The 26,563-nt window shown below is 61.8% G+C and carries 29 protein-coding genes; 16 read left to right on the forward strand and 13 right to left on the reverse strand.

What is annotated here, in order from left to right; all coding sequences use genetic code 11:
• Positions 1-41 precede the first annotated feature (41 nt).
• The 5 genes from LAN70_04130 to LAN70_04150 all read left to right on the forward strand — a co-directional run bounded on the left by LAN70_04130 (position 42) and on the right by LAN70_04150 (position 6,248).
• The gene (locus LAN70_04130) at positions 42-3,323 is read left to right on the forward strand and encodes a DUF3857 domain-containing protein (GenBank protein ID MBZ5510337.1); all 3,282 of its coding nucleotides are present in this window, start codon (positions 42-44) and stop codon (positions 3,321-3,323) included.
• An 11-nt stretch (positions 3,324-3,334) separates the two neighbouring features.
• Positions 3,335-4,213: a hypothetical protein gene (locus LAN70_04135; protein ID MBZ5510338.1), complete on the forward strand. Its 879-nt coding sequence runs from the start codon at positions 3,335-3,337 to the stop codon at positions 4,211-4,213.
• 402 nt (positions 4,214-4,615) lie between these two features.
• Complete coding sequence (locus tag LAN70_04140) at positions 4,616-4,885, forward strand: hypothetical protein (protein MBZ5510339.1); 270 nt, start codon at positions 4,616-4,618, stop codon at positions 4,883-4,885.
• A gap of 8 nt (positions 4,886-4,893) precedes the next feature.
• Complete coding sequence (gene sppA / locus LAN70_04145; GenBank protein MBZ5510340.1) at positions 4,894-5,811, forward strand: signal peptide peptidase SppA; 918 nt, start codon at positions 4,894-4,896, stop codon at positions 5,809-5,811.
• Positions 5,812-5,927: 116 nt separating this feature from the next.
• A complete protein-coding gene (locus tag LAN70_04150) occupies positions 5,928-6,248 on the forward strand; it encodes an integration host factor subunit beta (GenBank protein MBZ5510341.1) in 321 nt (106 codons plus the stop codon).
• A gap of 77 nt (positions 6,249-6,325) precedes the next feature.
• On the opposite strand, the gene pgeF is transcribed toward LAN70_04150, so the two are convergent.
• The gene (pgeF, locus tag LAN70_04155; protein ID MBZ5510342.1) at positions 6,326-7,273 is read right to left on the reverse strand and encodes a peptidoglycan editing factor PgeF; all 948 of its coding nucleotides are present in this window, start codon (positions 7,271-7,273) and stop codon (positions 6,326-6,328) included.
• A 96-nt stretch (positions 7,274-7,369) separates the two neighbouring features.
• Between pgeF and LAN70_04160 the strand changes: the two genes are divergently transcribed.
• From LAN70_04160 to LAN70_04175, 4 genes are all read left to right on the forward strand, one after another.
• Positions 7,370-7,726 carry a hypothetical protein gene (locus tag LAN70_04160; GenBank protein ID MBZ5510343.1) on the forward strand — a complete coding sequence of 119 codons (357 nt, stop codon included), beginning with the start codon at positions 7,370-7,372 and terminating at the stop codon, positions 7,724-7,726.
• Between the two features lie 208 nt (positions 7,727-7,934).
• Entirely contained in the window at positions 7,935-9,755 is a 1,821-nt protein-coding gene (locus LAN70_04165; GenBank protein MBZ5510344.1) for a phosphoenolpyruvate carboxykinase (GTP), read from the forward strand.
• Positions 9,756-9,959: 204 nt separating this feature from the next.
• Positions 9,960-11,483, forward strand: a complete 1,524-nt coding sequence (locus LAN70_04170) for a hypothetical protein (protein MBZ5510345.1) — start codon at positions 9,960-9,962, stop codon at positions 11,481-11,483.
• A 125-nt stretch (positions 11,484-11,608) separates the two neighbouring features.
• On the forward strand, positions 11,609-11,866 hold the full coding sequence (locus LAN70_04175) for a hypothetical protein (GenBank protein ID MBZ5510346.1): 258 nt from the start codon (positions 11,609-11,611) through the stop codon (positions 11,864-11,866).
• On the opposite strand, the gene LAN70_04180 is transcribed toward LAN70_04175, so the two are convergent.
• The 4 genes from LAN70_04180 to efp all read right to left on the reverse strand — a co-directional run bounded on the left by LAN70_04180 (position 11,863) and on the right by efp (position 14,934).
• Positions 11,863-13,200, reverse strand: a complete 1,338-nt coding sequence (locus LAN70_04180; GenBank protein MBZ5510347.1) for a SpoIIE family protein phosphatase — start codon at positions 13,198-13,200, stop codon at positions 11,863-11,865. The genes LAN70_04175 and LAN70_04180 overlap by 4 nt on opposite strands.
• A gap of 193 nt (positions 13,201-13,393) precedes the next feature.
• A complete protein-coding gene (locus LAN70_04185) occupies positions 13,394-13,945 on the reverse strand; it encodes an adenine phosphoribosyltransferase (protein MBZ5510348.1) in 552 nt (183 codons plus the stop codon).
• 2 nt (positions 13,946-13,947) lie between these two features.
• Positions 13,948-14,250, reverse strand: a complete 303-nt coding sequence (locus tag LAN70_04190; protein MBZ5510349.1) for an acylphosphatase — start codon at positions 14,248-14,250, stop codon at positions 13,948-13,950.
• 123 nt (positions 14,251-14,373) lie between these two features.
• Positions 14,374-14,934, reverse strand: coding sequence for an elongation factor P (gene efp, locus LAN70_04195; GenBank protein MBZ5510350.1), 561 nt, complete (start codon positions 14,932-14,934; stop codon positions 14,374-14,376).
• 117 nt (positions 14,935-15,051) lie between these two features.
• On the opposite strand from efp, the gene LAN70_04200 reads away from it, so the two are divergent.
• A complete protein-coding gene (locus LAN70_04200) occupies positions 15,052-15,564 on the forward strand; it encodes a YtxH domain-containing protein (protein ID MBZ5510351.1) in 513 nt (170 codons plus the stop codon).
• A 150-nt stretch (positions 15,565-15,714) separates the two neighbouring features.
• Here LAN70_04200 and LAN70_04205 read toward each other — a convergent pair whose 3' ends face one another.
• The 6 genes from LAN70_04205 to trpE all read right to left on the reverse strand — a co-directional run bounded on the left by LAN70_04205 (position 15,715) and on the right by trpE (position 20,967).
• Positions 15,715-16,605 carry an energy transducer TonB gene (locus LAN70_04205; GenBank protein MBZ5510352.1) on the reverse strand — a complete coding sequence of 297 codons (891 nt, stop codon included), beginning with the start codon at positions 16,603-16,605 and terminating at the stop codon, positions 15,715-15,717.
• 164 nt (positions 16,606-16,769) lie between these two features.
• Positions 16,770-17,765 (reverse strand): hypothetical protein, encoded by a 996-nt coding sequence (locus tag LAN70_04210; GenBank protein ID MBZ5510353.1) that lies wholly within the window; start codon positions 17,763-17,765, stop codon positions 16,770-16,772.
• Between the two features lie 134 nt (positions 17,766-17,899).
• Positions 17,900-18,226: a PilZ domain-containing protein gene (locus tag LAN70_04215; protein ID MBZ5510354.1), complete on the reverse strand. Its 327-nt coding sequence runs from the start codon at positions 18,224-18,226 to the stop codon at positions 17,900-17,902.
• Between the two features lie 146 nt (positions 18,227-18,372).
• Entirely contained in the window at positions 18,373-18,948 is a 576-nt protein-coding gene (locus LAN70_04220; GenBank protein ID MBZ5510355.1) for an aminodeoxychorismate/anthranilate synthase component II, read from the reverse strand.
• An 18-nt stretch (positions 18,949-18,966) separates the two neighbouring features.
• Entirely contained in the window at positions 18,967-19,362 is a 396-nt protein-coding gene (locus LAN70_04225; GenBank protein ID MBZ5510356.1) for a four helix bundle protein, read from the reverse strand.
• A gap of 129 nt (positions 19,363-19,491) precedes the next feature.
• Positions 19,492-20,967 carry an anthranilate synthase component I gene (gene trpE, locus LAN70_04230; GenBank protein MBZ5510357.1) on the reverse strand — a complete coding sequence of 492 codons (1,476 nt, stop codon included), beginning with the start codon at positions 20,965-20,967 and terminating at the stop codon, positions 19,492-19,494.
• A 258-nt stretch (positions 20,968-21,225) separates the two neighbouring features.
• Here trpE and LAN70_04235 point away from each other — a divergent pair, with 258 nt between their 5' ends.
• The 3 genes from LAN70_04235 (at position 21,226) to LAN70_04245 (ending at position 23,632) form a co-directional block, all read left to right on the forward strand.
• On the forward strand, positions 21,226-22,080 hold the full coding sequence (locus tag LAN70_04235; protein ID MBZ5510358.1) for an MBL fold metallo-hydrolase: 855 nt from the start codon (positions 21,226-21,228) through the stop codon (positions 22,078-22,080).
• Between the two features lie 176 nt (positions 22,081-22,256).
• A complete protein-coding gene (locus LAN70_04240; protein MBZ5510359.1) occupies positions 22,257-22,985 on the forward strand; it encodes a class I SAM-dependent methyltransferase in 729 nt (242 codons plus the stop codon).
• Complete coding sequence (locus LAN70_04245; protein MBZ5510360.1) at positions 22,982-23,632, forward strand: hypothetical protein; 651 nt, start codon at positions 22,982-22,984, stop codon at positions 23,630-23,632. Before LAN70_04240 ends, LAN70_04245 begins: the two co-directional genes overlap by 4 nt.
• 83 nt (positions 23,633-23,715) lie before the next feature.
• Here LAN70_04245 and LAN70_04250 read toward each other — a convergent pair whose 3' ends face one another.
• Positions 23,716-24,102, reverse strand: coding sequence for a type II toxin-antitoxin system death-on-curing family toxin (locus tag LAN70_04250; GenBank protein ID MBZ5510361.1), 387 nt, complete (start codon positions 24,100-24,102; stop codon positions 23,716-23,718).
• Entirely contained in the window at positions 24,099-24,326 is a 228-nt protein-coding gene (locus tag LAN70_04255) for an AbrB/MazE/SpoVT family DNA-binding domain-containing protein (GenBank protein MBZ5510362.1), read from the reverse strand. The genes LAN70_04250 and LAN70_04255 overlap by 4 nt, the downstream gene beginning before the upstream one ends.
• Positions 24,327-24,529: 203 nt before the next feature.
• Between LAN70_04255 and LAN70_04260 the strand changes: the two genes are divergently transcribed.
• The 3 genes from LAN70_04260 to LAN70_04270 all read left to right on the forward strand — a co-directional run bounded on the left by LAN70_04260 (position 24,530) and on the right by LAN70_04270 (position 26,493).
• On the forward strand, positions 24,530-25,795 hold the full coding sequence (locus LAN70_04260; GenBank protein MBZ5510363.1) for a Glu/Leu/Phe/Val dehydrogenase: 1,266 nt from the start codon (positions 24,530-24,532) through the stop codon (positions 25,793-25,795).
• A 69-nt stretch (positions 25,796-25,864) separates the two neighbouring features.
• Positions 25,865-26,071: a type II toxin-antitoxin system VapB family antitoxin gene (locus tag LAN70_04265; protein ID MBZ5510364.1), complete on the forward strand. Its 207-nt coding sequence runs from the start codon at positions 25,865-25,867 to the stop codon at positions 26,069-26,071.
• The gene (locus LAN70_04270) at positions 26,068-26,493 is read left to right on the forward strand and encodes a PIN domain-containing protein (protein ID MBZ5510365.1); all 426 of its coding nucleotides are present in this window, start codon (positions 26,068-26,070) and stop codon (positions 26,491-26,493) included. The genes LAN70_04265 and LAN70_04270 overlap by 4 nt, the downstream gene beginning before the upstream one ends.
• The last annotated feature ends 70 nt before the right edge of the window (positions 26,494-26,563 follow it).

Consider the following 26,563-nt stretch of genomic DNA (forward strand, 5'->3'; position numbering starts at 1 on the left):
TGGCCACTGGCCACTATTTGCGATACAACTGACCTATCCCCATGAAGCTCCTCGCCGTAATTCTCCTCCTCGCGTCAGCCGCTTTCAGCCAACAGCTTCCCGCGGCGCCTAGCACTGCAAAAATGGAAGACAAGGCCGCCGACTACTCGCAGGAGGCCTACGTCGTCGAGTCCCAGCGCACCGTGTACCGTTTCGAAAACGACGGCACCGGGCGCAAAGAAATGACCGCCCGCATCCGGGTGCAGACCGAAGCCGGCGTCGAGGTGTTCGGACAGCTCATCTTCGGCTACAGCTCCGCCAATGAATCTGTCCAGATCCCGTATGTCCGCGTTCTCAAGTCCGGCGGCGTCGTGGTCACGGCGCCGGCCTCGGCCATTCAGGACCTCAACCCGCCCGTGGCTCGCGAAGCGCCTGTCTACACTGATTTTCACCAGAAGCACGTCACCGTTCCCGGCCTGCGTCCGGGCGAAATTCTCGAATATCAGGTCGTCACCATCACCCACACGCCGCTGGCTCCCAACGAATTCTGGATGGAGCACCGCTTCCTCGACGCCGGCGTCATTCTCGATGACCAGCTCGAGGTCAGTATCCCGCGCAACCGCGCCGTCAAGCTGAAGACCAGCCTTGGCCACGACGCGACGATCAGCGACGAAGGCGAGCGCCGAATCTATCGCTGGTCTTCTTCTCACAAACAGCGCGACGAAGACGACGTTGACAAGAAGAAACGCCGCCGCGCCCAGCCCGAGCAACCGGACGTGCAGATGACCACCTTTGCCTCCTGGGACGCCGTGGGCCGTTGGTACGCCGGACTGGAACGCGACCGCCGCGCGCCCTCGCCCGAAGTCCGCGCCCGCGCCGAGGAACTGGTGAAGGGCCGCAACACCGAGATGGAAAAGCTGCAAGCCATCTACGATTACGTCGCCAAGAATTTCCGCTACGTCAGCCTGTCGTTCGGGGTTGGCCGCTATCAGCCGCACTCCGCTGCCGAAGTCCTCGCCAACCAGTACGGCGACTGCAAAGACAAGCACACGCTGCTGGAAGGGCTGCTCGACTCGGTGGGCATTCACGCCTCCTCCGCGCTCATCAATTCCAGCCGCAAAATCGATCCTGACCTGCCTTCGCCCTCGCAGTTCGACCACGTCATCAGCGTGGTGCCAATCGGCAAGGAAATGGTCTGGCTGGATACCACCACGGAGATAGCGCCCTTCCGCCTGCTCACCTACAACCTGCGCAAGAAGAAAGCGCTGGTCATCCCGCCCAGCGGGGCGGCCCAGCTCATGGAAGCCCCCGCCGACTCGCCCGTGCCGAATACGCAAGTCATCGAGACCGAAGGCAAGGTCAGCGATCTCGGCAAGCTCACCGCCCATGTGCGCCTCTCCTTCAGCGGTGATAGCGAGCTGCCGTTGCGCGTCGGCTTTCGCCAGGTGCCGAACGCGCGCTGGAAAGATCTGGCCAAGGTGGTGGCGCAACTCGAAGGTCTGCGCGGCGACGTCACCGAACTCAAAGTGGACGATCCTACCGACAACCGCGGCCCGTTTCACCTCGAGTTCGATATCGCGCAGCCCAACTTCCTCGACTGGTCCAAGCACCAGTCGCAACTCGATCTTCCGCTGGCCCGGCTGCGCCTTCCGGATCTCTCCGAGTCCGACGAAAACTCCGCTGAGCCCATCGAAATCGGCGCGCCTGGCTCCATCACCGTCCGCCTGAAAATCCAGTTGCCCGCCACCTTCAGCGCGCGCGCCCCGCTGCCCTTCGAGATGAAGCGCGATTATGCCGAGTACCACGCGGTGTACGACCTGAAGGGCAACAGCTTCACCGCCGAGCGCTTCATCAACCTGCGCGCGCGCGAAATTCCTGCCGCCCGCCTGCGCGATTACGCCGCCTTCCGGCGCGCCGTCGTCGCCGACGAGGCCCAGCAGCTTGCCCTCGACAATACTCAGCAGGGCACGCCCAAGCCGCCCGAGAACGTCAAGTCCGAAGAGCTCTACGAGGCCGGACTCAGCGCTCTGCAGGCGCAGAACTTTCGTGGCGCCGCCGACCTGCTGCAGCGCGTCGTCGAACTGGAGCCCAAGCACAAATCCGCATGGAACGACCTGGGCAACGCCTACCTGGCGCAGCGCCGCACCGCCGACGCCATTGCCGCATTCCAGAAGCAGATCGAAATCAATCCCTTCGACGAGTTTGCCTACAACAACCTCGGCCGCGCCTGGTGGGAGAAGCGCGACTACGCCAAGGCCGCCGAGGCGTTCCACAAGCAGATTGAAGTCAACCCGCTCGACAAATTCGCCCACCGCAACCTCGGCATCATGTACCTGGAGGAGCACAAGGACCGGGAGGCGCTCCCCGAACTGGAAAAGGCGACGTCCATTAATCCGCAGGATGCGCAGGCGTTCATCAGCCTGGGCCAGGCGCAACTCGACCTCGGCGACGACGCCAAGGCCCTCGCCTCGTTCGATCGCGCCGTGCAGATCGCCCCTGCGCCCGGCGCCTGGAACAACATCGCGTACCAGCTCAGCCTCAAGGGCGTGCACCTCGATCTGGCGCAGCAGTACGCCGAATCAGCCGTCGCCTCCACCGCCGCCGCCCTGCGGAATCTCAATGCCGACAGCATGCAGTTGGAGCAGCAGGCGCTCGTCATCTCGCTGGCGGCGCAGTGGGATACCCTGGGCTGGGTCCATTTCCAGCGCGGCCAGCTCGATCAAGCCGAGCAATTCATCCGCGCCGCCTGGCTGCTCGGCCAGCACGGCGAGGTCGGCGACCACCTCGCTCAGGTCTATGAAAAGCGCGGGGAAAAAGAAAAAGCCATCCAGACCTATGCCCAGGCTCTGGCCGCGTACAAGCCGCTGCCCGAGACGCGCCCGCGGCTCGCCGCCCTGCTCGCTGGGAAACCGGACAGCGCGTCCACGGCGGCGGATCAGACTGCGGAAAAGGCGGTGAAGAAAGCCGCGAACAAGACCGCGGGCGATAAGGGCGCGGTGCAAAGCAAGATGCTGGACCTGAAGATTGACGGCCTGGTGGACAAGGCCCGCCGCGATCTCGAAGCCTTGCGCACCGTCGGGCTCGGCCCTCTGCTCCAGGAATCCGCCCAGGCCGATTTCTATCTCGTGCTCGGCCCCGGTGCGAAGGTGGAAGAAACGCGTTTCATCAGCGGCAGCGACAACCTCAAGCCGTTCGCCGACGCCCTGCGCCGCGCCAAAGTTGAATTCACATTCCCCGACACCACGCCCACCCGCCTGCTCCGCCGCGGCACCCTCTCCTGCGTTCCCGCCGGCGGCTGCAACTTCGTCCTGCTACCCGCCGATGACCTCTCCGGCGCACAATAGTTCAACCGTTAATGCGCGCCGCCGCCATCCTCGGACCGAAGGCCACCCTGCGCGAACTCCGCCGGTTTCAAGCTCCTGGGGTGGATATTGCCGCCATTTCCGACCTGCATGCCGATGCAGCGTTGGACGCCGTGCTGATCTTCGGCGGCGATGGCAGCGTTCACCGGCAATTGGCGGGGGCGGTGGCTTCGCAAGTGCCGGTGCTCTGCGTTCCTGCCGGCAGTGGCAACGATTTCGCGCGCGCTCTGGGCCTGGGAACCGTTCGCCAGGCACACGCGGCATGGCGACGGTTCTGTTCCGCAGCGGACAACGTGCGTTCTATCGACGTCGCGCAAATCACACTCGGCGCCGGCGCCCGCAACTCGCAACTCGAAACTCAGAACTCGCTCTATTGCTGCGTTGCCGGTGCGGGCCTGGATTCGGAGGTCAATCGCCGCGCCAACCGCCTGCCCTCGTGGCTGCGCGGCCATGGCGGTTACGTCTTGTCGCTTCCCGCCGCGCTGTTGGCTTTCGAAGCCCCGGAGGTCACGCTTGAACTGTTCGATTCCGACAGCCGGAGCCGCTTTCACCAACCGGCAACGCTGGTCGCCTTCGCCAACGCGCCCTCGTACGGCCACGGCATGCGCATCGCCCCGCGCGCGCGCCTCGACGACGGCAAACTCGACGTCTGTTTCGTCCGCCGCACCTCCAAGCTGCGGCTCCTCCGTCTTTTTCCCACCGTCTTTTCCGGCGCGCACCTGTCGCTCCCCGAAGTCGAGTACGCGCAGTGCTCGGCGCTGAGAATCGAGAGCGAGCGCCCGCTCGACATCTTCGCCGACGGCGAGTTCATCGGCTGCACCCCGGCGGAAGTCCGCGTATGCCCGCGCGCGCTCCGCGTCATCGTGCCCTGAACCGCATCGCGCCTTTCAGTGCCAAATAGGGTCGCTGTTCCGATTGAGGATTCAGATTCTATCCAACATGAACATGCAGCATTCGCAGGCAGCCAGACATTCAGTGCCAATTGGGGTTGCTGTTCCGGTTGAGGATTCAGCTTGTATCCAACATGAAGATGCAGGATTCACAGGCAGCCAGACATTGAATAATAACGACAGGTCAGCAGCCAACGGGAACCTGAGGTGACTTCATGTCAGAACCTCGGCGTGGAATCGTGGTGGAAAGCGAGATCACCGCACCCGACCATGCCTGGTTAGCACGGGTGTCAGCGTGACTATCTGCAACCGCGATCGCGCACTGTGCTCCTCGGCTCTTGACACCGGCCGTGCGCCGAAATCTCCGCTGGCAGGAGGGAACCTTTGAGACATTTTCACCTGAAGTACTTCCCTCGCACCGGGAAGCCGACGATAAAGTACGGCGCTTCGTTCTTCTCCGAAATTGAAGCGGTGCAAGCCGCCGGATTGGCCAATGCCACCCGCGGCGCCGAGGCCGGGTACTACAGCATCCAACACTGCCTTCGCGGAGCCTGCGGGCCCGAGCCTCCGGACATGGAAATTGCGCGGCGCCCCACGCCTGCTGCGCCGCCGCGCGCCCCCGCGTCCGATGGCCTCCCCGGGATGTTAAACTAGCGCCTTCTATGGCGAACGGTGGCCGATCGCGAACGGGACTGTGGGTGCTGATCGGGGGTGGAGCTTTTTTCATCTTCGTGCTGGCGGTGTACACGCTGGTGTACCTGACCCTCCGCGGCCAGCCGGGCACGCAATACGTCGTCACCGGCAGCGGGGACAAAATCGCGGTGGTGGAGATCGAGGGCGTCATCCTCGACCCGCAGCCCACGGTGCGCGACCTGAAGAAATTCGGCGATGACAGCTCCATCAAGGCCATCATCGTCCACCTCAACACCCCCGGTGGAAGCGCCGCCGCTTCGGAAGAGATCTACAAGGAGGTGCGGCGCATCCGCGACGAGAAAAAGAAGCGGATTGTCGCCGACATTGCCATCGTGGGCGCCAGCGGCGGCTATTACGTGGCTTCCGGAACCAACAAGATTTTCGCCAACGATGCCAGCGTGGTCGGCTCCATCGGCGCCATCATGGATTGGTACAACTACGGCGACCTGGTGCGCTGGGCCAAGCTCAAGGAAGAGGTCATCAAGTCGGGCGAGTTCAAGGATACCGGTGATCCCATGCGTGAGCTGACCCCGGCCGAACGAGCCTACCTGCAGGGTATGGTCAACAATATGAAGGACCAGTTCGTCGCCGCCATCGCCAGCGGACGCGGCCTGAAAGTCGAGGACATCGTGCCGCTCGCCGATGGCCGCGTCTGGACCGGCCAGCAGGCCATGACGCTCAAGTTGATTGACCAGATCGGCGACTTCGAAGCGGCGGTGAAGGACACGGCCAACGCGGTGGGCATCAAGGGCGAGCCCTCGCTGGTTCGCCCGGCCAAGGACCGCCACAGCCTCCTCGACCTGGTTTTCGGAGACGCCTCCGCCTGGCTGCCCGACCGCGCCAAGCTCCTGCAAAAGAATCCCGGCTTCTATTTTCTCTGGAAGTGAGTACCACGAATCCGGTACATTCAAGACGGGTCCAACCTAGAGACGGCCTCGACTTGCGCAAACCGCGTACGATCTGAGATGTTATGCGTTCCTAACCCACAGGGAGAGAGATCATTATGACCAAAGCCGACCTCATCGATGAAGTGACGCGGCTGGCGGAACTGACGCGCAAGGACAGCGAGATCATCGTCGAGACCATCTTCGACAGCATCGTGCGCTCGCTCCGCACCGGCGACAAGATCGAGATCCGCGGCTTCGGCAGCTTCCGCACCCGCCAGCGCAAGCCGCGCGTCGGACGCAATCCCAAGACCGGCGACCGGGTTGAGGTTCCGGCCAAGAAGATCCCCTTCTTCAAGCCCAGCAAGGAACTCAAGGACCTGGTGAACACCGGTCATAGCGGCGGCGGCGCGGTGATCACCCCGCCTAGCGCGAGCTAGGAAAATTAAGAAGTAAGAAGTCAGAAGTAAGAGAAAAACCTAAGAACGGTAAACGCCGCGTGCGTCCGTGTCATTCTTCATTCTGACTTCTTAATTGCTATCGCCCCCACCATCCTGCCCGTCACTCCCTTTTCCCTGCGGTGGGAGAACAGCAAGTCCGTCCGGCAGGACGTGCACAAATCCGAAGTCCAGATGTTCTCCTGGCGCACTCCGGCTGCCAGCAACTGGCGCCGGTTCGCCTCGACCAGGTCCAGGTGAGGGGTTCGCGGTGGTTCCCCGTGGCCCGGCGCACGCATGTTCATGAACAGCAGCGGATACTTCCGCCGCACCGGGTCGGACGAAAAGACCTCTTCGAATAGATCGCGGACATACTCAAACTGCGACTCAAACTTGTCCCGCAGCTCTTCGCTAACCTCATAGCAGCAGCGGTGAATTCCCGGACCAATCGCCGCCTTCATGTCCGCGGGATCGCTGCCGAATTGGCGCCGGAATTCGCCCACTCCCTTCTCGACAACCCGCGCCAGCGTGCCGCGCCAGCCGGCATGAAACGCGCCCACCGCGCGCCGCACGGGATCGGCCATCAGCACCGGAAGACAATCGGCAACCCGCACCGCCAGCACGATCCCCGGCCGGTTGGTGACCAGCCCATCACCTTGCAGGGGCTGCGCCGGAAGCTCATCGACTCGGTGAATCACGCTGGAGTGGACCTGCCGCATTCGAATCATCGGCCAAAGTGTGTGGCGCGGGTCTTCGACCCGCGTACCCGGGCTGGAGGCCCGGGCCACACTCGCGCCGTCATCGCTCGCTCCGATGGCTTGAAGAAACAAGTCGCGATTGCGTTCGACGGCTGCGCGACTGTCCTGGGGCGTGATGCCCAGATTCAGCGCCTGCCCGCCGTAGGCTTCCGACACGCCGCCGCACCGCGTGCTGAACCCGTGCAGGAGCCAGGGAATACCCGCCAATGTGTCCGACCTGAGTATGCTCAGGTCATCAATCCGCTTCTGTGACTTTGTCCGCGTCGCCATCCCACTCACCACTTAAATTACCAACTTACCAAATTACCCAATTACTAAATCGGCTTTCCTGCCGCCGCCCGCCTCATTTATAGTTTCTCATTCGCCATGTACTCCGATTTCCGCTGTGTCGAACGCTGGTCGGGAAAGGAAATCCACTGCATGTACCAGGCGCTGATCGTGGCCATCGCCACGCGCCACGCCGATGCCGTGGATATCAAGTTTCTGGTGGACGGCCATCCCGTATGGATCGCGCTGCCGCATCCCGCCTGGGTGGAGTACCACCAGCGCACCGGCAAGATTCTCACCGACCCTCTCGCCGTCGAGGCCGCCGGTTATTACCTGAAATGGGCGGTTGAGGCGGGCGAAAACGGCGGCCGCGAAATGCACACCCTGAGCGTCGCCGAGACTTTGCGCCACGTTGACGCCGTTCTCGAGGCCGAACGCGCTGCTCTCCAGCGCTAGTCATCCGCCGAAAATGGTACGGCATCACAGTTCAGAGTGACCGCGGGCACATCGGTACCGCCGTCCCTTCCTCACAATCGTACTTTTACCCGTCGTGCCGGGGCGTGTTGATCTGCTGCACGGCGCAATTCTTTTGAAGTCGTCCCGCGGTTGGTGCACAATACTTGATTCGCGGGTCGAAGGAGACGCCATTATGTCCAGTCCTACGATGGAAGCAGTTGACGTTACCGGCGGCGAGATCAGGAATCGCAAGCTGGCCGCCTGGGTCGAGGATGTCGCGCAGTTGTGCAAGCCCGACAAGGTGCACCTCTGTGACGGCTCGCCCGAGGAATACCAGGCGATGCTGCGCCTCATGATCACCGGCGGCACCGCCATCGCCATGAATCCACAGAAGCGCCCGAACAGCATCTTCGTGCGCTCCAACCCCGCCGACGTCGCCCGCGTGGAAGACCGTACCTTCATCTGCGCCAAAACCAAGGACGAAGCCGGCCCCACCAACAATTGGGAAGATCCGGCGAAAATGAGGGAGCGGCTCACCCAGCTTTACAAGGGCTGCATGACCGGCCGCACCATGTACGTCATTCCCTACAGCATGGGCCCCATCGGCTCGCCCATCGCCAAAGTCGGCGTCGAGATCACCGATTCGCCCTACGTCGTCGCCAACATGCACATCATGGCGCGCGTCGGCACCCGCGTCATGGAAGTGCTCGGCGCCGACGGCGAATTCGTCAAGGGCCTGCACTCCGTCGGCGCACCGCTCGGCCCCAACGATCAGGATTCTCCCTGGCCGTGCAACGGCGAACACAAGTACATCTGCCACTTCCCCGACACCCGCGAAATCTGGTCCTTCGGCTCCGGCTACGGCGGCAACGCCCTGCTCGGCAAGAAGTGCCATGCGCTCCGCATCGCCTCCGTGCAAGCCCGCGATGAGGGCTGGATGGCCGAGCACATGCTCATCCTCAAGCTCACCAATCCCGAGGGTCAGGTGAAGTACGTCACCGGCGCCTTCCCCTCCGCCTGTGGCAAGACCAACCTCGCCATGCTCATCCCCACCATTCCCGGCTGGAAGGTGCAAACCATCGGCGACGACATTGCGTGGATGAAGTTCGGCGCCGACGGCCGCCTCTACGCCATCAACCCCGAAGCCGGTTTCTTCGGCGTGGCGCCGGGTACCAGCATGAAGTCGAATGCCAACGCCATGCTCTCGGTCACCAAGAACTCCATTTTCACCAATGTCGCCCTGACGCCCGACCTGGACGTCTGGTGGGAAGGCATGACCGATCAAAAACCCGCCGAGCTGACCGACTGGCTGCGGCGTCCGTGGACTCCGGAATCCGGCCGCAAGGCGGCGCATCCCAATGCGCGCTTCACCGCGCCGGCCAGGCAGTGCCCGGTGATCGCTCCCGAATGGGAAGATCCCAAGGGCGTGCCGATTGATGCCATCCTGTTCGGCGGGCGCCGCTCCAGCATCGTGCCGCTGGTTGTCGAATCATTGGACTGGCAGCACGGCACCTTCCTCGGCGCCACTGCCAGCAGCGAGACCACCGCCGCGACCACCGGCAAGGTCGGCGTCCTCCGCCGCGATCCCATGGCCATGCTGCCCTTCTGCGGATACAACATGGGCGACTACTTCGGCCACTACCTCAGTATCGGCAAGAAGGCGGGCGCGAAGCTGCCGAAGATTTTCTACGTCAACTGGTTCCGCCAGGACGAAAACGGCAAGTTCCTGTGGCCCGGCTACGGCGAGAACAGCCGCGTCCTACGGTGGGCTTTCGAGCGCTGCGCCGGAACCGGCAAAGCGGTAGAAACGCCGATCGGCCGCATGCCGTCGCCGAATGACATTGACACGCGCGGCCTCGACATTCCGGCCGACAACCTCGCCAAGCTGCTGAGCGTGGACGTGGACGGCTGGCTGGCGGAAGTGCCACTCATCCGAGAACACTTCGCAAAGTTCGGCTCCCATTTGCCGCAGGGCATGAAAGAGGAAGTCGACAAGCTGGAAGAGCGGTTGAAGAAAGCGAAGGGATAGTTTCAGTTTCAGTTTCAGTTTCAGTTTCAGGTTGCAAGAGGGCAGCGCGAGCTGCCCTCTTTTATTTGTTCGTCGACGGTGGCTCACATCTGCTTGGTTTTGGCAGATGTGGGTCTTCTCGCGGTTACCAATGTAATCACTCTCCACCTGCAAGCTGCGCCAACCATCGCGTTCTCTCCTCGAAAGCCAAGGAGAGCAACCCGCATGAAACGCAAACTCGCGATCACCGTAACCGTTCTGCTGACGATGTGCTTCCTGGGAGCGGCGATGGTTACCGCCATTCCCGCCCAACCCGCCGACGAAGGCGCCTCCGGACCCGCGCTCACCATCTACAACCAGAACTTCGCGGTCATCCGCCAGCCGCTCCACCTGGAACTGCATCCTGGCGTCAACGAGATCCATTTCACCGAGACCACCAGCTTCCTCGAACCTGATTCGGTGATGCTGCGCGACCCGCTCGGCCGCCGCCAGCTCCAGGTGCTGGAGCAAAACTTTCGCAACGACCCGGTTTCGCAGGAACTGCTGCTCTCCATGTACGAAGGCAAGACGATCCAGTTCCGCGTCAAAGACGACAAGATCGTTCCCGGCAAGATCATCCGCAGCGGATACGTGCCGCGCATCTACGACTATCGCAACGCTTACGCCAATCAGTACGCGCAGGGCGGGACGCAGCCCATCATCGAGGTGGACGGCCACCTGCAATTTGGATTGCCGGGCCAGCCGCTGTTTCCCGCGCTCGGCAGCGACACCGTGCTCAAACCGACGCTCAACTGGCTGCTCGCCACCGACAAGCCCGGCAAGCTCGACGCCGAACTGTCCTACGTCTCCGGCGGCATGCGCTGGGAGGCCGACTACAACGTGGTCGCGCCGGAGTCGGGCGACGTTCTCGACGTGATGGGCTGGGTCACGCTGGATAACACCAGCGGCAAGACGTTCGAGCACGCGCGCGTCCGCCTGATGGCCGGCGACGTCAACAAGATCGCGCCGGGGATGATGGCCATGAGCGCGCCCAGGTCGATGGCGAAAATGGCCGACGAAGTCATGCAGCCCGCCGTCACCGAGCGCTCCTTCGACGAATATCACCTCTACACCCTGGAGCGCGCGGTCACCCTGCGCGATCACGAAACCAAGCAGGTGGAATTCGTGCGCGCCACTGGCGTTCACTCCCAACGGCTGTACGTCTACGACGGCGCCAACATCAATTGGAACCAGTACCGCGGCTGGTCGTTCGAGAACATCCGCAACGACCCCAGCTACGGCACGCAGTCCAACCCCAAGGTCTGGGTCATGCAGGAATTGAAGAACTCGAGCGCGAACCATCTAGGCATGGCGCTGCCTCGCGGGCGCATGCGCTTCTACCGCCGCGATGAGGACGGCCGTCTCCAGTTCACGGGCGAGAACCTGATTGACCACACGCCCAGCGATGAGACCATCCGCCTCTACACCGGCAACGCTTTTGACGTGGTGGGCGAGCGCCGCCGCATTGACTACCGGGTGGACAACTCCAAGAGGACGATTGACGAGTCCTTCGAGATCAAGCTGCGTAACCACAAGAAGGAAGCGGTGTCGGTGCGCGCGGTCGAGCACCTCTACCGCTGCAACAATTGGGAGATCGTCAACCGCAATCACGATTACCGCAAGCTGGACTCGAGCCAGATCGAGTTTCCGGTCGTCGTCCCCGCCAATGGCGAGGTCACGATCACCTACGCAGTGCACTACACGTGGTAGGCGCTCGTGGCGGGAATCTATTCCTCGGTTGCCCCACCCTTGTCTCGCCCGATTTTGGCGAGACAGGATGGGGCATTTACACTGACCACTGACCACTGACCACTGGCCACTGGCCACTGACCACCATGTTTGCCCGCAAGGTCCACGTCGAGTACGAATCCAACGGCCGGCGCCAGCCCGCGCCACTGAAGTGGCTGGACAGCTTCGCCATGCGCAACTTCACCAACGACCAGGTCTTCGACGACACGCTGCCGACGGCCGATGGCGTCATCGAAATCGGCGCGCGCGTGCCGCTGGACCGCCTGAAAATGGCGATGGAGGATTGGTTCCGGCGCAAAGGCTATCTCGCGAAAGATGCAGCCCTGCTGGTGAGCGAATCCTAGCGGGAGTGCCTCGGGTGGGCGGGGGGAGTGTTTAGGGTCGCGCTGTCGATCCCGCCTTCGGTGACCTTCAGCAGCATCAATACCTTGTCATCGGTGTGGACGCCGCCGAAGGAGAAGGCGTTCACCTCTGCGTGCACCGCCGCAATGATCTGATCCGCCGTCTTGTGGCGGTTGCGCGACACGCACTCGGCAAGCCGCTCGCTGCCGAATTCCTCTTCCTCCAGGTTGCAGGGTTCGGTGATGCCGTCGGTACACAGAACGAGGATGTCGCCCGGCTTCAGCTTGGCCGAGCCGCGCGCGTACTCCGAGTCGGGGAAAAGTCCGACCACCGTGCCTCCCGCATGCAGCAGGCTGTACTCGCCGGTCTCGCCGTTCACGATCACCGGCGGCACGTGCCCGGCGTTGATGTAGTGCAGGCCGTTGCGGCGCGTATCGAGCAGCCCGAGGAAGATGCTGAGGAACTTCTTGGACTTGGTGTCGTTGCAGATCATCTCGTTCAGCGACAGGGCCAGCACTTCCAGCGAGTGCAGGTGCGTGACCAGCGCGCGCAGGGTGGCCTGGAGGTTCGACATCACCAGCGCCGACGAGACGCCCTTCCCTTCCACGTCCGCGATCACCAGCAGCAGCGTCTGCGGCCCGAGGCTGAGGAAGTCGTAATAGTCGCCGCCGACTTCAAAACACGGCGTATTGGAAACCGCCAGCTCGTAGCCGGGGATCACCGGCGGCGCGTCCGGCAGCAAACTGCGCTGGATGCCGCGCGCCATTTCCAGTTCGCGCTCCATGCGCTCCTTTTCCAGCGCAGCGCGGTGCAGGCGGGCGTTTTCCAGCGCCATCGCCATGTGGCCGGAGAGTTTCTCCAGAAAATCCTGGTCTTCGGCGGTGAACCTGCCCACCGTCGTCTGGTTCAGAAGCTGGATGACTCCGACAATCCCGCCGCCCTTGTGGCGGATCGGCAAACACAGCAGCGACTTGGTGCGATACCCGGTCTTTTGGTCGGTGCTGGGATCGAAGCAGGAGAGCTGGTACGCGTCCTCGACGTTGATGGGATCGCCCGAGGCCGCCACCGTGCCGGCCACGCCCGTGCCGAAGGGCAGGCGAATCTCCTGCTTCTCCAGGCCCATGGCCACGATGGACCAGATCTGCTGGCGCTCCTTGTCCACCAGGAAGACGGTGCCGCGGTCGGCGTTCACCTCGGCGCGCGCGATTTTCAGGATCAGCTCCAGCAATTCGGCCAGATCGAGCGTGGAATTCAGCAGGCGCGTGGCTTCAAACAGCGCCGAAAGCTGCTTGATGGTCTTCTGGTATTGAATTGCGGTTGCAGTCGCTGATTCCACGCTCACCTGTCCCCGGAGGGTGCCGCTACTATATTCAGGAGGAATGGGGTTGTAAACAGGTTCTCGGTTTTCGGTTCGCGGTTCGCGGTTCGCGGTTCTCGGTTCGCGGTTCTCGGTACTCGGTACTCGGTACTCTCTACCGAGCTTTGCGAACCGCCTCGGGACCGAAAACCGATAACCGTAAACCGAAATCCTATTTGTCGTAATGCAACATCGAGACCACTTCGTATCCCGCCAGCTTGTCGCGCCCCTTGAGGAAGTCCAGCTCGACGATGAAGCAGAGACTGGCGACCTTGCCGCCGAGAGATTCGACCAGCTTGGTAGTGGCCCTGGCAGTGCCGCCAGTGGCCAGCAGGTCGTCCACAATGATCACGCTCTGCCCGGGCTGAATGGCGTCCTTGTGCACTTCCAGGGTGTCGCTGCCGTACTCGAGGTCGTAGGTCCATTTGGCGGTTTCGGCGGGAAGCTTTTTCGGCTTGCGCACGGGAACAAAGCCGGCATTCAGGCGATAGGCGAGCGCCGGGCCGAAGATGAAGCCGCGCGCCTCGATGCCCAGCACCAGGTCGACGCGCCGCCCGATGTAGCGCTGGCCGAGGCTGTCCACCAGCTTGGCAAAGCCGACCTTGTCTTTCAGCAGCGTGGTGATGTCATAGAACAGGACTCCGGGTTTGGGAAAATCGGGGACCTCGCGAATCAACTGCTTCAGGAAATCGCAATTCGACAGCGACGACTCCGCTTGCGGCATGGTCACCAGGCTCCTTCGATGCGGAATGTATGCAGCCCTTCCACCGGCTGGGCCTCGGATTCCTCGACCTCGTCTACGCGCGCGGACCGCGGGCCCTGCTGCAGCCGGCGGCAGAGGTTGGAAAGCTGCTCGCGCGTTCCGCTGGCCAGCACCTCGACGTTGCCGTCGAAGGTGTTGCGCACCCAGCCGTAAATGCCCAGCGTGTGCGCCTCGCGTTCCACGAACCAGCGGAAACCCACGCCCTGCACGCGTCCGCGGACGACATAGCGGCGTGTTTGAAGTTGCGGCTTCGCCTCGGATGCCATGGTCAAACGCGCGAGTATCTCACAAAGAACGTCTTCGGTTCACGGTTGTCGGTTAGCGGCGAGTCCAGGCGTTGACAACGCTTTGCGGCGCACCGAAAACCGATAACCGACAACCGAAAACGTTCAGGCCCGTGACAGATACGCTCCTTCGCTGGTGTCCACGCGGATTTTCTCGCCCTCGTTGATGAAGGGCGGCACCTGCACCACCAGGCCGGTTTCGGTTTTCGCCGCCTTGGTCACGTTGGTGGCGGTGGCGCTCTTCAGGCCGGGCTCGGTTTCGACCACGGTCAACTCCACGGTTTGCGGCAGCTCCACACCCACGGCTTTGCCGTCGAAGAATTCAACCTGGATCTGCAGGTTGGGGATCAGGTAGTCCACCGCGTCGCCGAGAATGTCTTTGGTGAGGTGCGTCTGTTCGTAGTTCTCGGTGTTCATGAAGTAATAGGCGTCACCATCGTTGTACAGGTATTCCATCTGGACTTCATCCACCGTAACTTTTTCGATGGCATCGCCGGAGCGGAAGCGGTGTTCAAACATGGCGCCGGTGCGCAGGTTGCGCAGCTTGGCCTGGATGAAGGCGCGCAGGTTGCCGGGGGTGCGGTGCTCGACGCTGAAGACGCCATGCAGGTCGTTGTTGTGCTTGATCACCATGCCCGGACGCAGTTGGGTGGCTGGAATCGCCATGCTGGTACGTTTTCCTCCGAATCTCTCGTATTGGAAGGCGGAATCCGGCGGCGGGAGCGCCGGCTGGTCACAGCGGACCTCAGCCCTCGCAAGGCCAACATTGGATTGTACCTTAGCGTGGCGAAGGTGGGAAATTCCGGCGCCATTCCACAGGACTATTTCCGGGCGCAGACAACGCCCGGCGCGAAGCCCATTTCTAACTCAACAGCTCGTCCCATGCGGAACCCAGGAAAGACCGCGCGCAATGCGCCGGGCGAGCTACAATCATCGCTTGCGGATGCGCTGAGAATTCAAGGAGGGGTGCCCATGACTGACCAAGAACGTACTGGTGACTATCAGCCTTCGGACCGCAGCTCGGTAGGTCTTGCCGTTACCTTCCTGTTTATCGGGCTGGGAGCAGGCGCACTGGTCGCGCTGTTGTTTGCTCCCAAAACCGGCAAGCAGATTCGGCGCGAACTTCGGCGCAAATACGAGAATGCCAGGGACGTGATTGAAGATTGGCAGGAGCAGGCCGGCGACGTGATCGAGAAAGGCTCGGATTGGGCCAGCAGCGCCAAGGATTGGGCCAACACCGCTAAGGAAACCGCCCGGGAGAAGGTCGCGCCGTTTGCCAAGGCGGTGAAAAGGTAGTTTTTGGTTTGCGGTTCTCGGTTGTCGGTCATCGGTTCTCGGCAAAGGCGCTCCCGCAAAAACCGAGAACCGAAAACCGAAAACCGTGAACCCAGCGAAAAGAAAGCGCGGGCCAAAACCCGCGCTTCGTTCCTGTAGATCTGCTCGCCGTCAGTACAAGCGGAAATTCACTTCCACGTTGATCTGCACCGCCACCGGATTCCCGTTCAAACGGGCCGGCTCAAACTTCCATGTGCGGACAGCTTCCATGGCCTTCTCGTCGAGGCCCATACCGAGGGTGCGCTGCACTTTGATATCGCGCGGCCGGCCATCGGGTCCCACTACCACCCACAGCACCACTGTCCCCTGGTACTTGGCTTTGCGCGCCTCTTCGGAATACTCCGGGTCGGGCGCGTAGAGCGCTTTCGGCGCGCTGACGCCGCCGCCCACGCGGTACGGACCACCGCCGATGCCGCCGCCCCAACCGGGGCCGACGCCCGGACCGCGTCCGGAACCCACGCCTCCGCCGCTGCCGCTGCCGATACCGCCGCCGCTGCCGGTGCCGTTCGATGGCGGCCCGAGCACGTTGGAAAGCGGGTCGCCCAACTGGCCGGTCTGCGGCAGCTTGATGTCCGGCGGAACCACGACCGTAGGTTCCATGGGAAGCTTGGGGTCGTTGTTGCGGATCACCACCGCCGGGGGAGTGAACTGCTCGCGCGACAGCTTGGGCAGTGCGCCCTTGGTCGCCGCCAGCTTGTCGCGGTCGCCGCCGCCCCCACCACCGCCAGCCTTGTTTGCCGAAGGCGGCAGGATGTAGGGACTGATGTCGGTGACTACACCGGTCACGGTCGCCTTGATTTCCTGGCGATGACTGACGACGTACGTAGTCGAGATCACCAGGACCAAGGCCATGACCATGTGGAGGAGAAACGAGAGGAGAAAGTTCGTCGGTTTGGTGCCGTAGGTCGAGTACTCCAGCCCAAACAGCGCGGGCATGAAGTCGTGGGACGCAACGTCCGCGGGAACCTTAAGCGGTGTTTTGTTTACGGCAGATGCAGACATTCTCTCGCCTGCCAGTATAGACCTGAATCGGCTGCAAAGGTTTCACAAAAGTTTAGGCCGGCGGCACGCCGGGCACGAAGGTGGAGTCAGCGAAAGTCGGCTACAGTCGTCAGTCTTCAGTCGCCGGGAAGCAAAAGCCGCGGCCAAAGCGGGGTTCACTGAACTTAGTGGAATACCGAGGCGAAGAAAGACCGTACTTTGCCGAAGAAACCCTTCTTCTTGCGAGTCACCTCGACGACTATTGTCGGCGCCGGCGATGGCGGGATCGGATGCAATTCGGCCGGTCGCGGCAGCTGCGGATTGATGGGCAAGGGCGCCGCCGAGCTGAACCTCAATTGCACAACTTGTGCCAGCGGCGGCGGCTCGGGGTCGCTGGCGCTAAAAACAAAAGGCGCGTCCACCTCGACGTGAACGTCGTTCGCCACCAGCGCCGCAGCGCCGCCAGGAGCGGAAGCCGCTGGCTGTGGCGGATGCGGGGCGTCCAGGGGAATGGCCAACGACGGCGGAACAGGAGGCTTGCGCAGACTGAGGATGGAGGGAGCCTCCGGGACCGCAGCCGCCCGCACCACCGGCGGCGCACCCGGACACCCGCATTCGCCGACCACGTGGTAAACATTGGCCACCTTGCCGCGCTCAAAGATCACCTGCTCATCCGGCTTGAGCTCGTAGGTGCCGCCGCCCATCAATTCGGAGACGACCACCGTGGCGGCGTTGTTGGCCAGCGGGCGGATGCAGGTGTTGCCGCGCGCGTCGGCGCCAACCGCCACGTGAATCTTGCCCGGCCCGGCAAGCATGATGCGGAAGTCGGGCGTGAAAATGGCATCGGCGGGAGCTGAAGAAAGAGAATAGTCCGTTTCGAGAGCACCGCTATTCATGCCCAACATCAGGCCGTTCTGTGAACCGCTGATGGAGAGACTGGTGCGCGGGCAGACACGCACCTCGCCGCCGCGCGTCAGGCGGAGCAGCGCCGGCGCCTGACCCGCTCCCACCGAGGACCCGCTCATCACCTGCATGCCCGCGCCGGCCAGTTGCACGGCGCCCTTGACGCTGGCATCGGAAGCGAAGATCTCGCCGATCGGGGTCGCCTCCTGCGCAGCGCAGGGACCGGCGATGGCAATCGCGACGGCGCAGATGATCGCGAGGCGGTGTCGGCAAAGCATTGTAGCTATGGTAATCGGGCTGGAGGAGAAGTGAAAGTTGATGATGATGATCGAATGATTCGCGCGTGGCAGTCAGTTGTCAGTTGCGAGATCCGAATGCCGGCGCAGGATGGGCGGATTCCGAAACGCGGAGCTTACGGTTCGGCAAGAAATTCGTAACGCTCGATCACCGCAGCGATGCCGACCCGGCCGCCGGGTTCCTGCGCTTCCACGCGCACCACTTTGCCCTTGCAGTGCACGCGGATGCTTTCCGTGAGCGTGATTTCCGGAGGCAGCGTAAGCGTGAACTCGATCTCCGAACCTTCCGTAACGCTGGAATCCAGATAGAAACAGATACCGCGGGCGCTGACGTCGCGGGTATGCGCCGTCTTCTCTACGCCGGCGTCACTGAACTTGACGGTGACCGGAAGCCGCAGGGAGAAACGCCTGGTTGAACGCTGTTCCCTTTGGGGTTGAGCCATAGCTGCCCTCCGCAGCGTAAGCATCGCTGTCAGACATGAAACTGTCAAGCATTTCGCGCAGTGACCAAAGTCGCGGGGGTTCAAATGGGACGGCCTTCCCTTTGCGGCCTTGGGCGCCCCCGCAGGCTTATCTAACTGGTACTGGGTCAAAGCTGAAGGAAATTGCGCAGCAGATCGCGGCCGTGCTGCGTCAGCACACTTTCGGGATGGAACTGAACGCCTTCAATGGGATAGCGCCTGTGCCTCAGTCCCATGATGACCCGCGTTCCATTCTGGTCCACAGTATGAGCGCTGATCTCCAGTTCGCCCGGCAAGCCGTCCTCGGAGACGATCAGGGAATGATAGCGGGTGGCCTGCATGGGCGAGGGAACGCCGCGGAACACGGTGCGCCCGTCGTGCTCGACCTGGCTGGTTTTGCCGTGCATGAGGTGGGCGGCGCGCACCACTTTGCCGCCAAACGCCGCCCCAATCGCCTGGTGCCCAAGACAGACGCCCAGCACCGGGACCTTCCCGGCAAAATAACGGATCAGTTCGATACTGATGCCGGCCTCCTGCGGCGTGCAAGGGCCGGGCGAAATCAGGATGTGCGAGGGTTTCAGCGCTTCGATTTCGGCAGGCGTGGTCTGGTCATTTCGGCGGACAACAATGTCTTGCCCCATCTCGCCGAGATACTGGACGAGGTTGTAAGTGAAAGAGTCGTAGTTATCGAGTACGAACACCATAGTGATCAGTGCCAGTGGTCAGTGGCCAGTCGCTAGCGCCTCCTCAGGGGTCGGTTGTGGCTCCAATGACGAGAGCAGACCATTAATGATACGGCCTAGTTCTGCACAGTGCGTCAGCAACTCGCGCGCCTTGTCGGCGTTCAGGTACTCCAGTCGAAGCGCGATCTCGAGTTGGGTTTCCACTTCGAACAGCGAAGCTCGCGCATGCCCCAGGAACTGCTTGAATTCGCCGGTCGAGAGTCGCCCCTGCCCTTCTGCAATGTTACTGGGTATCGACACCGCCGCGCGCCGGATCTGGCTTATGAGACCATACAGTTCTTCCTTCGGGAATGACCGCGACGCACGATAAATCTCTACAACGAGTTCGACGGCCTTCTGCCAGGCGATCAGATGATGATATGAGCGAACCTTCATGGTGCCTCCCCGACCGCCATCATAGGTGCTCCATATAGGTTTGCAGCTCTGGACAAGAACACTACCCAGTATTCGTCGTTCCAAATTGGGTTTCGGTCTTACTGGCCACTGACCACTGACCACTGGCCACTACCCACGTGCCAGTTCGGCGGCCCGCACCAGCGCCTGCGCCTTATTCATCGATTCTTCAAACTCTCGCTCCGGAACGGAATCCGCCACGATCCCCGCTCCCGCCTGCACGTAGGCGCGCCGGCCCTTGAGCAGCATGGTGCGAATGGCGATGCAGGAATCGAGATTGCCGGCGAAATCGGCGTACAGCACCGACCCGCCATACACGCCGCGGCGCACCGGCTCCAACTCCTCGATGATCGCCATGGCGCGCACCTTGGGGGCGCCGGTAAGCGTGCCCGCCGGGAAACAGGCGGCAAAGGCGTCCAGGGCGTCAAGGTCACTGCGCAGTTTCCCTTCAATGGCCGACACCAGGTGCATGACGTGCGAGTAGCGCTCGACGTACATCAGGTCGCGCACGCGCACCGAGCCGTATTCGCTGACCCGGCCCAGGTCGTTGCGCCCCAGGTCCACCAGCATGACGTGTTCGGCGCGTTCCTTTTCGTCCTGGCGCAGCTTTTCTTCCAGGCGAAGATCCTCCTGCTCGTCGGCGCCGCGCGGGACGGTGCCCGCAATGGGGCGGTAATCGAGCTTGCGGCCGGCGACGCGCACCAGCATTTCCGGTGACGAGCCGAGCACGGTCATTTCGCCGAGGCGGAGGTAATACATGTACGGCGAAGGATTGACGGTGCGCAGCGCGCGGTAGATATCGAACGGGCGCGCCCCGGGATCGAACGAAAGGCGTTGCGACAGGACCACCTGGAACACGTCGCCGGCAGCGATGTATTCCTTGGCGCGGCCCACGGCACGCAGAAATCCGGCGCGCGTGGTCGAGGATTTCGGCTTGAGCTTTTTCGCGGGCGCGGTATGGGTGGCGGCGAGGTTCCGGCGCGGCACGCCGCGGGCGAGCCTGCGTTCCAGTTGCGCAATGTCGCGCACCGCGCGGTCGTAGGCGCGGCGCGGGTCTTCGCGCGACACGTCCGCCGAAGCGATGATGTGGATCTGGTGGCGGACGTGGTCAAAGGCGAGCAGGCGGTCGAAGAACATCAGCACACAGTCGGGTACGTGCAGATCGTCCTGGGCGCGCGCGGGAAGGCGTTCCAGGCTGCGCACCGTGTCGTAGGCAAAGTATCCGACCGCGCCGGCGGTGAAGGGCGGCAGTCCGGGTACGTCGGCGGGCCGGTGTTGACGCAACACTTCGCGCAGCGCCTGGAGAGCGCCGCCGCTGCGTTGCTCGCGATGGCGGCCGCGCTCCAGCACGACTTCGTCACCGTGACCGATGAGGCGCATGTACGGCCGCGCTCCCAGAAAGGTGTAGCGTCCGACCTTCTCGCCGCCTTCCACCGACTCCAGCAGGAAGGCATGCGGCTCGTTCTCGGCAACGCTGAGAAAGGCGGAGACCGGTGTCAGCAAGTCGGCGCTCACCGACTTCACCACCGGTACCAGGCTGGCGCTCTTGGCGAGGCGGAGAAATTCTCGCAAATCGGGACGGAGCATGAGTTTAGTCAAGGCCGTTCGAAACGGTTCTCCATTGCGGAAACAGCGATTATACGTGGGATGGCCGGCGCGGGTTGTGGCCCAACACTCCAGCAATTCGCTCGTATTGACTAATTGGGAACTGGGTCGTTCGTGCCGCTGCGCCGTTTGTCGCTCCCGCCGAAAACTGTCATATACTTGCGCCACTTATGCGCATTTGACCCGGATTCAGCGCACAACCGGGGACGCAGTCCTATGGCGTGAAGCACGCAAACCGGCATGCCGGGACGCAGGGCGAAGGCGCAACGGAGGCGCATGCACGTCAAGTTCTGGGGTGTGCGGGGCTCCACGCCGACGCCTCAACTGGAGAACATGCGTTATGGGGGCAACACCTCCTGCGTTGAGGTGCGCGTCAACGGGAGCGTGTATGTGTTCGATTGCGGGACCGGCTTTCGCAATCTCGGCAAGTCGTTGAGCAGCGAATACAGCGGCAAGCCGATCCACGCGCACATCTTCATCTCGCATTTCCACTGGGACCACATCCAGGGCATCCCCTTCTTCGGACCGCTGTACGAGAGCAAGGACAATTACTTCTTCTTTCATTCCTCCAGCCGCAGCCGCGGCCTGCAGCGCGCCATCGAAGAGCAGATGGCCGACCCCTATTTCCCGGTGGACATGACGGAGATGGCGGCGCACCGCAATTTCTACGACATCGAGGAAGACCGCATTGCCTTTGACGATGCCATCGTGCAATCCATGTGGCTGAACCACCCGCAGGGCTGCCTCGGATTCCGCCTCGAAACCAAGGAAGGCACGCTGGTGTACGCCACCGACAACGAACCCGGCCATCCCGTCTTCGATAAGAACGTGCGCAAGCTGGCCCAGGGCGCCGACATCCTGATCTACGACGCGCAATACCTTCCCGAGGAATATGAGGCCAAGAAACGTGGCTGGGGCCACAGTCACTGGCGCGAGGCGATCAACATCGTGATGGAGAGCGGCGCCAAGGAACTGGTGTTGTTCCACCATGACCCGGACCACAGCGACGAGTGCATCGATTCCATCGTCCATACCGCCCGCGAACATTACCCCAAGGTGCGCGCCGCTCAGGAAGGCATGGAAATCCAGCTCTAGCCGCTCAGCCTCAAGTCTCCGATTTGGGTTATCCCCGGCCATCTATGCGGGCTTTGACGCGCCTTTCGCACCTAAGAAGATGTGTCAGCAAGCACCCACGCCCGACAGATAGGTCCGGTGGAGTTGCGTAGGCGTGTACACTACCGCATATGACAGGGGAGGCGGCGGTCGCTTCGGTGGCTCTTGATCATTCACGACCGAGTGCGTGGGTTACCGGATACGACCTGATTGCGGACGAGTATTACGAGCCGCGGCACATCACATCACGGAATTTCGATGCTGCTACGCAAACATACTTTCGTGAGCAGCGTTTTCCGTTTCCAAGCGACGGCCTCGCCCTTGATGTGGGTGCCGGTCGGGGCAGACTCGGTGAATACTGCGGAATTTCACCGATGCAAATCCTCCAGCTCGATCTAGCTCCCGAAATGCTGCGGCTGCCCAGCCGCGAATCCGCTCTTGGCCGTATACAAGCAGATGCACTGGCATTGCCTTTTAAGACTGGTGTGTTTGCCATCGTTGCGGCATTCCTTTTCGATCCGTTTAACCAGCGACTTTTTTTCGAGCAGGTTAGCCGAGTTCTGAAGCGCGGTGGCGTGTTTGTCGGGACGATACCTCATTACGCATGGGGTGTTGCGCTCCGCTCATACAGAGGAAATGCCGTCGATGAAGCCGTGTTTGCACTCAAAACGGGCGAGAGAGTCTCCCAACCTTCCTTCCTGTCCCGACCGGAGGAACTCTCCGAACGTTTAGAAGGTGCGGGCCTGAGCGTTATCAAGAGTGAAGCACTCACGTTGCCACACGATGTTATTCGCATCTCGCCGGACATCGAGGCCGCTGCGAGGGTGATGGGTCAATCGGCTTACAACATTCCGATTGTGCAGGCTGTGATCGCGACGAGAGCATGAACAACCGCACTGTTGTTCTTTGGATTATTGAATTCGCATCGCTAACCGCAATCGCGGTAATTTTATCTACGGCAACGACCGTCGCGAAGGCTTGGGTCGCTCTTCCAGGAATCATCATCGTTGGCGTCAAGATTTTTGAATATAACGACAGCGTACGCGAGCGAATGAATGCCGTGCGCTACCAGTTGCAGATACTGCTCACGCTATTGCCTTCAGAGGGAGCGGCGGTGCGCGGCACATATCATCGTCCTACTCATCACTGGTATCGCAAGCAAACAGAATTAGTCCAGGCATTTGATTACATTCCGATTGGGGGCGGGGGTGGAAGATCATTTCCAATTGAAAAGGGCATTATTGGCAAGGTGTATAGCATTAAGGCTCCCCGTGTCGAGAATTTTGCGTCGGACGAGGAATACCGTACGCGCATGGTGAACGAATATAACTACACAGTCTCGGAGGTGGCGCAGCGAACGGCCGACCGCAGGTCTTACGTCTGCTTCCCGATCGTTAATGAAAACCACGAGGTGCTCGGCCTCATCTACCTCGATTCTGACACGCCTAATACATTCACACTTGACGCAACAAATGTTCGCTGGCGTGCCATCCGAGCTGCAGGAGAGACTATTCGCAGCAATCTGTTGAGCTAAAGTGGGGGCTAACCGGGTGCCCCAGATTTGCCCGCTCTTGGCAAATGTGGGCCTTTCGCCGTCATGGGATCGGCCCGCGCGATCTACTCGCTGTTCTCGCTCATCCAGTGGGCGAGTTCTTCTTCGCTCACACGGCCCGATGGCAGGTCCATGAACATCCGGTAGGCATCTTCCTCGCTGGCATTGATCTCGATGCCGTTCACGTCGAGAAATGCGAAGGCGATCACCAGCGCCGTACGCTTGTTCCCATCCGCGAAGGGATGGTTTTTGATGATGCCGAATGCATATGCAGCGGCGAGCCGCGCCAGCGATGGCTTTTTCTTTCCGTAGGCCAGCAGATTTCGGGGCCGCGCCAGAGCTGATTCCAACAAACCGACGTCGCGAACCCCGGCTGCCCCTCCAAACGTGACTAGCTGCATGTCGTGCAGTACCAGTGCCTCCAGGACTCCGATCCAGACCGGTTCCCTCATTCGGCCAGCTTTCGCAGCGCGTTGCGGTATTTCCGCGTGGCCCGCCGGCCCGCTTCCACGACCCTGGCAAACTCGGCCTTGTAGGGCGTAAGTTGCACGCCCCCCGGAGTCTCGCTGATGTACAGCGTATCTCCTTTCTCGATGTGCAAACGATCCAGAAGTTTCTTCGGAAGCACGATCCCTACGGAGTTGCCGACTGTTGTAACCTTCACCGTCGCCGCCATGCCGCACCTCGCCATATGGTTATAACAAACATTATAACACGACATTTGCCGCCAAACTGCGGCAGCCGGCAGTATTCCGTGCGGATGTTGTTGGCCACTACACAGCCCACCTTGCCTCCGCCAATCCACCCTCATATACTCGCTGGTTTGCCCGCCGCGGCATGTCACACCGGCGGCGGACTGCTGGACTTGGGAGAACTTCCATGACCACCATCACCATGGAGCAGGAGATCAATCCCTGGGAAGCGCAGCGCGCGCGCTTTGAAATGGCGGCGCACAAGCTCAACCTGGATCCGGGATTGATGAAGGTGCTGAGCCTTCCCAACCGCGAGATCATCGTCCACATCCCGGTGCAGATGGACAATGGCACCCTGGAAGTGTTTACCGGATTTCGGGTGCAGCATTCGATCGTGCGCGGCCCGGGCAAGGGCGGCATCCGCTACTCTCCCGACCTCACCCTCGACGAAGTGCGCGCCCTGGCGAGCTGGATGACGTGGAAGTGCGCCGTCGTCAACATTCCCTTCGGCGGCGCCAAGGGCGGCGTCATCTGCGATCCCAAGAAAATGTCCATGGGTGAACTGGAGCGCATGACGCGGCGCTACACCGCCGAGCTGATGGAATTCATCGGGCCGGAAAAAGACGTGCCCGCTCCCGACGTCAACACCAACGAACAGGTCATGGCGTGGATCATGGACACCTATTCCATGCACATGCGCCAGACCGTCACCGCGGTCGTCACCGGCAAGCCGCTCAACATGGGCGGATCGCGCGGACGGCGCGAGGCCACCGGGCGCGGCGTCATGGTGGTTTGTGATGAGGCGCTCAAAAAACTGAAGCTGAACCGCGACGAGACGCGGGTGATCGTGCAGGGCTTTGGCAACGTCGGGTCGAACGCCGCTCGCCTCATGTACGAGGCCGGCTACAAGATCATCGGAATCGTCGAGTTTGACGGCGGCCTCTTCAATCCCAACGGCCTGGATATTGACGCGCTCTGGGAATTCCGCTACCGCACCGGCAGCATCCACGGATTTCCCGGCGCCGAAGCCATGGATCCGCAGCAGCTCTTTGTCAGCGATTGCGACATCCTGGTGCCGGCCGCGATCGAAAACGTCATCACCACCCGCAACGCGGACCGCATCCAGTGCAAGATTTTGTGCGAAGGCGCCAACGGTCCCACCACCGCCGCTGCCGATGAGATCCTCGCCGAGAAGAGGATCTTCGTTATTCCCGACATCCTGGCCAACGCGGGCGGCGTGACCACGTCCTACTTCGAGTGGGTGCAGGACCGGCAGGGTTATTTCTGGAAAGAATCCATGGTCAACGAGCAGTTGGAACACATCATGCGCAGCTCGTTTGAAGACGTGGTGCGCTACGCCGAGACGCACAGCGTGAACAACCGCATTGCCGCCTACATGCTGGCCATCGACCGGGTGGCGTACTGCCTCAAGCAGCGCGGCATTTACGCCTAGACCGACGGACCAGGCCAAGGCTTTTCGTGTGTGTTGATTCACACACCTGTTTGTGTGATAATTTACCCCATGGCGACAAATCTGGGATTGAATGACAGGCTCGTCGATGAGGCCCAACGCGTCGGCGGCCACAAGACAAAGAAGGATGCAGTCAACGCCGCCTTGGAAGAATATGTGAGCAGGCGAAAGCAACTGAAGATACTCGAACTCTTTGGGAAAATCGACTTTGACCCGAGCTATGACTACAAGGCGGAGCGCCGCAGGAAACGGCGGTGAACGTGCTTGTGGACACGCCGGTATGGTCGCTCGCATTGCGCCGCGACGCGGGGAAGTTGAGCGAGTTCGAACGCGCTATCCGTCAGGATTTGGCCGACCTCACCGCCGACACCCGTGTGCGCATTGTCGGCCCAATTCGGCAAGAGCTCCTGTCTGGAATCCGCAACGCTGCTCAGTTCCGCGCCGTGCGCGATGATTTGCGCGACTTCTCCGACGAGCCGCTCTCGCTTGAAGACTGGGAAGCGGCCGCCGAGTCCAATAACGCCTGCCGCGCAGCGGGCATATCCGGTTCAGCCGTCGATTTTCTTTTGTGCGCGGTCGCGATTCGAAGGAACTGGGAGATATTCACTACCGACAACGATTTCCAACATTACGCACGCGTCTTGCCGGTGCGCCTGCGTGCTCAACCCCGGCAAAACTGAGCCGGATGTCCGCTTCCGCGTTGCTTTGCCCGCTGCGTAGGGGGATAATCTGGAATTGCTGTCCCCGGTC

The sequence above is a fragment of the Terriglobia bacterium genome (assembly GCA_020072845.1).
Taxonomy (GTDB): Bacteria; Acidobacteriota; Terriglobia; order Terriglobales; family Acidobacteriaceae; genus JAIQGF01.

Excerpts from the sequence above, each read along its gene's own strand:
- LAN70_04130 (MBZ5510337.1), top strand. The coding sequence starts at position 42 with ATGAAGCTCCTCGCCGTAATTCTCCTCCTCGCGTCAGCCGCTTTCAGC.
- LAN70_04135 (MBZ5510338.1), top strand. The coding sequence starts at position 3,335 with ATGCGCGCCGCCGCCATCCTCGGACCGAAGGCCACCCTGCGCGAACTC.
- sppA (MBZ5510340.1), top strand. The coding sequence starts at position 4,894 with ATGGCGAACGGTGGCCGATCGCGAACGGGACTGTGGGTGCTGATCGGG.
- LAN70_04150 (MBZ5510341.1), top strand. The coding sequence starts at position 5,928 with ATGACCAAAGCCGACCTCATCGATGAAGTGACGCGGCTGGCGGAACTG.
- pgeF (MBZ5510342.1), bottom strand. The coding sequence starts at position 7,273 with ATGGCGACGCGGACAAAGTCACAGAAGCGGATTGATGACCTGAGCATA.
- LAN70_04160 (MBZ5510343.1), top strand. The coding sequence starts at position 7,370 with ATGTACTCCGATTTCCGCTGTGTCGAACGCTGGTCGGGAAAGGAAATC.
- LAN70_04165 (MBZ5510344.1), top strand. The coding sequence starts at position 7,935 with ATGGAAGCAGTTGACGTTACCGGCGGCGAGATCAGGAATCGCAAGCTG.
- LAN70_04170 (MBZ5510345.1), top strand. The coding sequence starts at position 9,960 with ATGAAACGCAAACTCGCGATCACCGTAACCGTTCTGCTGACGATGTGC.
- LAN70_04175 (MBZ5510346.1), top strand. The coding sequence starts at position 11,609 with ATGTTTGCCCGCAAGGTCCACGTCGAGTACGAATCCAACGGCCGGCGC.
- LAN70_04185 (MBZ5510348.1), bottom strand. The coding sequence starts at position 13,945 with ATGCCGCAAGCGGAGTCGTCGCTGTCGAATTGCGATTTCCTGAAGCAG.
- LAN70_04190 (MBZ5510349.1), bottom strand. The coding sequence starts at position 14,250 with ATGGCATCCGAGGCGAAGCCGCAACTTCAAACACGCCGCTATGTCGTC.
- efp (MBZ5510350.1), bottom strand. The coding sequence starts at position 14,934 with ATGGCGATTCCAGCCACCCAACTGCGTCCGGGCATGGTGATCAAGCAC.
- LAN70_04205 (MBZ5510352.1), bottom strand. The coding sequence starts at position 16,605 with ATGTCTGCATCTGCCGTAAACAAAACACCGCTTAAGGTTCCCGCGGAC.
- LAN70_04210 (MBZ5510353.1), bottom strand. The coding sequence starts at position 17,765 with ATGCTTTGCCGACACCGCCTCGCGATCATCTGCGCCGTCGCGATTGCC.
- LAN70_04215 (MBZ5510354.1), bottom strand. The coding sequence starts at position 18,226 with ATGGCTCAACCCCAAAGGGAACAGCGTTCAACCAGGCGTTTCTCCCTG.
- LAN70_04220 (MBZ5510355.1), bottom strand. The coding sequence starts at position 18,948 with ATGGTGTTCGTACTCGATAACTACGACTCTTTCACTTACAACCTCGTC.
- LAN70_04225 (MBZ5510356.1), bottom strand. The coding sequence starts at position 19,362 with ATGAAGGTTCGCTCATATCATCATCTGATCGCCTGGCAGAAGGCCGTC.
- trpE (MBZ5510357.1), bottom strand. The coding sequence starts at position 20,967 with ATGCTCCGTCCCGATTTGCGAGAATTTCTCCGCCTCGCCAAGAGCGCC.
- LAN70_04235 (MBZ5510358.1), top strand. The coding sequence starts at position 21,226 with ATGCCGGGACGCAGGGCGAAGGCGCAACGGAGGCGCATGCACGTCAAG.
- LAN70_04245 (MBZ5510360.1), top strand. The coding sequence starts at position 22,982 with ATGAACAACCGCACTGTTGTTCTTTGGATTATTGAATTCGCATCGCTA.
- LAN70_04250 (MBZ5510361.1), bottom strand. The coding sequence starts at position 24,102 with ATGAGGGAACCGGTCTGGATCGGAGTCCTGGAGGCACTGGTACTGCAC.
- LAN70_04255 (MBZ5510362.1), bottom strand. The coding sequence starts at position 24,326 with ATGGCGGCGACGGTGAAGGTTACAACAGTCGGCAACTCCGTAGGGATC.
- LAN70_04260 (MBZ5510363.1), top strand. The coding sequence starts at position 24,530 with ATGACCACCATCACCATGGAGCAGGAGATCAATCCCTGGGAAGCGCAG.
- LAN70_04265 (MBZ5510364.1), top strand. The coding sequence starts at position 25,865 with ATGGCGACAAATCTGGGATTGAATGACAGGCTCGTCGATGAGGCCCAA.